Raw genomic sequence first — 6,383 nt, forward strand, 5'->3', positions numbered from 1 at the left:
ACCCACCGCACAACAATATACACCGCACATAAACAAACACACCCCCCCCCCTCCGTCCCCCCCCTTCCCGCCCCTCTCCCCGGCCTGTCGTCGCCCCCCCCCCCCCCCCCCCCCCCCACCGTACTGTTCGAGGGGTCAGGAGACGGTCACGTCGTCGTAGTAGGTGTAGGTCGCGTCACCCGCGTAGTTGTCGTCGTGGTTGGTGAGGGTGAGCGTGTACGTGTGGCCCGGGGTCACGGTGCCGGAGACCTGCTTCCAGCCCGCACCCTGGGTGCAGGTCTTGGCGAGCAGCGTCGTGGTGGTGCCGGCCGTGGTGTCCTGGAGGGTGGCCGTCGCCCAGTCGTAGGTCACCGTGTCCGGGCAGGTGACGTCGTACCAGAAGGAGACCTTGCTGGTGCCGGACGGGGCGGTGAAGGACTGGGAGACCGAGGAGGCGTTCGTCGGGCTGGTCGAGCCGACCAGCGCGCCGTAGCTGCCGCTGTGCGCCGCCGAGGCGGTGACGGAGGTGCTGCCGCTGGTGGTCCAGCTCGACAGGCTGCCGGTCTCGAAGGTGCCGTTGGTGAGGGTGCCGCCACCGCCGCTGCCGCCGCCGCCGACGATCGCGTGGGAGATGGCGCAGCTGTTGGTGTCGTTGGACCAGCTGGCCTGCTCGGCGAAGGTACCGGTGCCCATGGTGACGTTGGCCGCCCCACCCGTGCTGCCGGGCGAGAGCCAGGCGCATTCGTCGGAGTTCTCCTGGCCGTCGTACGAGCTGCCGGTGTGGTTGGTCCAGCCGCCGGCCGGGTTCTGGTCGGACATCATCTCGTGCCATTCGTGGCCGAGCGTCATGGTCCAGCCGTCGAGCGTGCCGGGCGAGTTGACGAATCCGACGCCGCAGCCGGAGCCGGAGTCCATGTTGTACGGCTGGTTGCTGAACGCGATGTCCCCGTAGGAGGAGGACACCGCACCGCCGGTGAGCGTGCTGTCGCCGTTGTAGTCGTGCCAGGCGCAGTACTGGCCCTGGTAGCTGTCCGGGTTGGTGTTGTGCGGCGAGAGGACTACGTAGTAGGCGTCACGGTTGGACGCGGCTGTGGTGTTGCCGAAGTGTCCGGCCGCCTTGACGGCTTCGGCGCCGAGCTGGTGCCCGGTCGCGGCGCTCGGCGAGGCCGCCGAGTTGTCGTACCACACGCCGGACAGCACGCCGCCGCTCTGGTACGGGATGAAGTTCGCGTTGGACGGGCAACTGGTGGCGCCCGACGACACGTTGGGCCCGTCACACCACTGGGTGAGGTCCGCGGACCACCGCTCGTTCCCGGTGCCGATGTCCTTGAACATCTCCTGGGCGACCGGGGCCGCGCCGTCCGGGTCGCCGGAGAACGTGGCGTCGCCGCTGCTGTTGGTGCTCTGCGTGCCCCACTGCGAGCCGTAGAAGACCAGGTAGACCTTGGAGTGGCCGCTCTGGACACCGATGCCGTCGATGCCGCCGCCGTAGGACAGCGTCTCCGGTCCGGTCGCCGCGGCGGCGGCCGGGTGGCTGGCCGCCCAGGACTTCATCTTGGTGTTCCGCTGGATGGTCGGTATGACACCGTGCCGGTAGGAGTGCTGGTAGGCCGGGCTGTAGGGGTTGGATCTCACCGTGTGACCCGTGGCCTGGGGAGCGGCTGTCGCCTGGGGTACGGAGGCGAGTGCCGCAGCGGTGACGAGGGACAACGACGCGAGACCGGTCAGGGTCGCTCGGGCTGCGCCGCGGAGGTGGGGAGTGCCCATGGGTGATGGGGCCCTTTCTTCGCATGGACTCCGCCGTCGGTCCGGCGGAGGCGAGGTGCATGGAACGTCGACGAGGCGCATCACCGCCGGCCTGCTCCGGCCGTCGACGTTGACGCCCGTTTCGTCGCAGAGCAGGAGGAGAGGCCCGAGCGGCACCGGCGTGACTGCACGGGGGTTGTGCTCGGCAGTTGGGGACTCACGCACGGTGTTGCGATCCGCGGGGAACTCTCGTCCTGGACCGGACTGATGGAAAGGCAGCGGGAAGCGTTCGCACTACGGCTTCTTGCCGTCGGAATGGTGATGTGTCGTCAGACGCGGAGAAGCAAAGCAGAGTTGACGGGTTCAGGTCAATGGAAACGAATAGCTTTCTCACAGGAAACCGTTCCGTGCCGTTTCCGGACCGGATCGTCCAGCCGTCGCGCAACGGGCGCCTTCGCTGGTCGAGGGGTCAAGTCCGCGCATTCGCAGGTCAGTTGTGTGCACGGGCGTACGGCGGATCGGGGCAGACCGTCCGCCGCGAGTGGGATCGCCCTACACAACGCACTTCTGAATTCGAAAAAGTTCGAGAAAATGCTCGGTCAAGAAGCGGTAAGCGATGGTCAATTGATTGCCCTGACGGCTATTCGGGTTCTTTTCCTCTCCTGGGAATCACGGAACGGTGCCCGGCATCGTGACGGCTTCCGTCGAGCGCGTGCGCGGTGGAGGCGGCGGTGGCGATGCGGTGGGGTGGGGTGCGGAAGGAGCCTTGGGCCGGGAAGCGTCACTACCGCAAGTTCCGGCGGTTCGGCCCGTCCGGTCGGCCGGTTCCGCGCCCGGGGTGGGTTCGCCTCCTCGTGTGGGGTGAGCTCGGGCGCAAGGGGCGGATGCGGTGCGGCCATCCGGGTCCATATCTGACCACCTGTGAACTTCGCGCGCAGAAAGTTTCGTTGGCCTCGTTGACATGCCGCAAGCACAGGCGTTTCACTCAACTCTCGTGCATGGCAACGTTGTCAGGCCGCCGTGGGGGCGACCGGGTGCGTTGCCTGTCGCCGGCATTCCGGTGTTTCTCGGCGCGCCGACACCTGATGTGCGAAGCACGAACTGCTGCGGAGGCAACCGATGGTGAGACCCCGACGTTCAGCCGCACCACCCTCCACCCGAGCGGGATTCCGCAGGCGCCTCGCCGTGGCCTGCGTCCTGGGCATGGCGGCCCTGCCGCTCACGGCGACGGGCAACGCCGTGGCCGCGAGTACCGGGACGCCCGCCCTCGTGACGGACCCCGCGTCCCTCGTCAACCCCCTCATCGGCACCTCCGGTGCGGTGGACACCTTCCCCGGCCCCGACATGCCGGCCGGCATGGTGCAGTGGGGTCCCGACACGACGCCGAACCGCCCCGACGGCGGCGGCTACGAGTACGCCGACAAGAAGATCTCCGGCTTCAGCCTCACCCACGTCTCGGGACCGGGCTGCCCGGTCGCCGGCGACCTGCCCGTGCTGCCGGTGACCGGCGCGCTCTCGGGCGACCTCGGCAGCACGTCCGTCGGCTTCAGCCACGCCGACGAGCAGGCCGCCGTCGGGTCGTACAAGGTCACCGACGCGGCCGGCGTGAAGACCGAGCTGACCGACACCACCCGTGCCGGGATCGGCACCTTCACCTTCCCGGCCGGACAGCAGGCCAACCTGCTGTTCAAGCTCAGCGGGGGCGCCACCCAGGTGGACGGGACCCGCGTCCAGGTGGTGAACGGCAAGGAGATCAGCGGCGCGATCGACAGCGGCCACTTCTGCGGCGCGAGCAACCGGTACACGCTGCACTTCGACATCAAGTTCGACCGGCCGTTCGCCGCGAGCGGCACCTGGGTCGGCTCCACCATCACCCCCGACGCGAAGTCGCTGAAGGCGGGCAAGGTCGGCCGGACTCCGCAGAAGTCCACGTCGAAGCCGCTGAAGGAGAAGCACTTCACCGTCCCGGCGAAGCCGGCCCCGACGGTCCACGGCAGCACCGCCAAGCCCTCCGCCACCGCCACCGCCACCGCCTCCGCGGCACCGAGCGCCGGTACGGCGTCCCGGCTGCCGAAGGCCGCTCAGGCCGCCCAGCCGCCCACGACCGGCGCCAACGGCATGTACCTGACCTTCGACACCTCCGCGAACACCACGGTCACGGCGAAGGTCGGCATCTCGTACACGAGCGACGCCAACGCGGCGGGCAACCTCGCCGGCGAGATCGGCAACTGGAACGTCGGCGCCGTCGAGAAGGCCAACCACGACGCCTGGAACGCGGTGCTGAAGAAGATCGAGGTGGGCGGCGGATCCACCGACCAGCAGACGCAGTTCTACACGGCGCTCTACCACGCCCTGCTGCACCCGAACGTCTTCTCCGACGCCAACGGCCAGTACATGGGCATGGACAACCAGGTCCACAAGCTGGCCAAGGGGCAGCAGGCCCAGTACGCCAACTACTCGGGCTGGGACACCTACCGCTCCCAGACCCAGCTGATGGCGATGGTCGAGCCCAAGGTCGCCAGTGACGTCGTCACCTCGATGCTCAACGGCTACGACCAGACGGGCCTGCTGCCCAAGTGGGCCTCGAACAACGGCGAGAGCTACGTGATGGTCGGCGACCCGGCGGCCGGCATCATCGCCGACGCGTACGCCTTCGGCGCGACGGACTTCGACACGGCCAAGGCGCTCGCCGCCCTCCAGCACGAGGCCACCGTCCCGAACAACGACCGCCCGGGCGAGTCGGTGCGGGACGCCAAGGGCTACCTCCCGCTGGACGAGAACGACTACAACTGCTGCAACTTCTACGGCCCGGTCTCCACCCAGCTGGAGTACGACTCCGCCGACTACGCCCTCGCCGCCTTCGCGAAGTCGCTCGGCAGGACGGACGTCTACACGAAGTTCGCCACGCGTGCCCAGGACTGGATGAACGTCTTCAACCCGCAGACCGGCTACCTGCAGGCGAAGAACAAGGACGGCCAGTTCGCGGGCGGCTTCACCCCCGGCACCTCCAACGGCTTCGTGGAGGGCACCTCCGCCCAGTACACCCCCATGGTCCCCTTCAACCTGCACCAGCTCATCCAGGCCCGGGGTGGCACCAAGGCGTACTCGTCCTACCTGGACAGCCTCCTCGACGACATCACCAGCCCCGGCGGCACCGACGCCGACCTGAGCAACGAGCCCAGCGTCGAGATCCCCTGGGAGTACGACTACACCGGCCAGCCCTGGAAGACCCAGGCGGCGGTCCGCGCGGCCCAGCAGGGCCTGTACTTCAACGCCCCGGTCGGCTCCTTCGGCAACGACGACCTCGGCGCCATGAGCTCCTGGTACGTCTGGTCCGAACTCGGCATGTACCCGGAGACCCCGGGCACCGACACCCTGGTCCTCGGCAGCCCGGCGTTCCCGGTCGCCCAGGTGACCCTCGGCAACGGCAGGACGGTCCGGATCAACGCGCCGCAGGCCGCGCCCGACGCGCCGTACGTGCAGTCCCTGAACGTCAAGGCCAAGGGCTGGAACACCTCCTGGCTGACGTTCCAGCAGTTCAAGGGCGCGGGCACGCTCGACTACACGCTCGGCACCCAGCCGAACACCTCCTGGGCGTCCGGCCCGTCGGCGGTGCCGCCGTCGGACACCACGGGCGGCGGCCGGGTGCTCGCCGCGACCGGTCCCAGCAACGGCCTGGTCCTCCAGCCGGGCACGGGCGACGACGCCACCCTCGACCTGACCAACCTCGGCAGCAAGGCCGTCACGGTCGACTGGACGGCGAACGCGCCCTCCGGCGTCACCCTGGACACGGCCTCCGGCTCGCTGACCGTGCCCGCGTCGGGCAGCGCCGAGGCCAAGGTCCACGTCACGGCCGGCGCGACCGAGGGGACCTACCCGGTCACCTTCGCCCTGACCGACCACAGCACGGGAACGGCACTGTCCGGGGCGAGCCTGCGGGTGGCCGTCGCCAAGGCCGGCGCGCTGTGGCCGTACAACACCAACGAGGGCATCTACCCCGACGGCACCACCTACTCGGGCGGGTTCGACGGCGGCGGCTGGGCCTACTCGCAGAACGCGCTGTCGGCGGCCGGCGTCACCAGTGGTTCCACCCTCACGGTGGACGGAATCTCCTACACCTGGCCGACGGTAACGTCCGGTCAGCTCGACAACCTGGAGATGGCCGGGCAGACGATCTCGATGCCGGCCGGCACCTCGGGGTCGTCGCTGGGCCTGCTGGGCGCCGCGGTCAACGCCCCGACCGACGGCAGCGGGGTCTCGGGCACCCTGACCGTCACCTACACCGACGGCACCACCTCCCAGGCGACGGTCGGGTTCTCCGACTGGACGCTCAACGGCGGCCCGAGCAAGCCGCTGCCGGGTGACACGACGGCCGTGACCACCGCCTACCGGAACACCGGGAGCGGCGGCCGCGACGGCGTGAAGACCTACGTCTTCGCGACGAAGGTCACGCTGGACCCGTCCAAGCAGGTGGCGTCGGTGACGCTGCCGGTGACCGGCCAGACCGGCACCGACCACCTGTTCGCCTACGGCTTCGGCCAGTAGGACGTACGGCGGCACGGACGAGGGGGGGGGGGGGGGGGGGGGGGGGGGGGGGGGGGGGGGGGGGGGGGGGGGGGGGGGGGGGGGGGGGGGGGGGGGGGGGGGGGGGGGGGGGG

At 69.7% G+C, this 6,383-nt stretch carries 2 protein-coding genes; one reads left to right on the top strand and one right to left on the bottom strand.

Annotation, left to right across the window (positions count from 1 at the left end; translation table 11 throughout):
- Positions 1-135 precede the first annotated feature (135 nt).
- Positions 136-1,614: a hypothetical protein gene (locus tag ACZ63F_RS30580; protein WP_469715772.1), complete on the bottom strand. Its 1,479-nt coding sequence runs from the start codon at positions 1,612-1,614 to the stop codon at positions 136-138.
- Between the two features lie 1,296 nt (positions 1,615-2,910).
- On the opposite strand from ACZ63F_RS30580, the gene ACZ63F_RS30585 reads away from it, so the two are divergent.
- Positions 2,911-6,270: a lectin gene (locus ACZ63F_RS30585; protein ID WP_469715774.1), complete on the top strand. Its 3,360-nt coding sequence runs from the start codon at positions 2,911-2,913 to the stop codon at positions 6,268-6,270.
- Positions 6,271-6,383: the final 113 nt, after the last annotated feature.

The sequence above is a fragment of the Streptomyces sp. NPDC104761 genome, assembly GCF_055583445.1.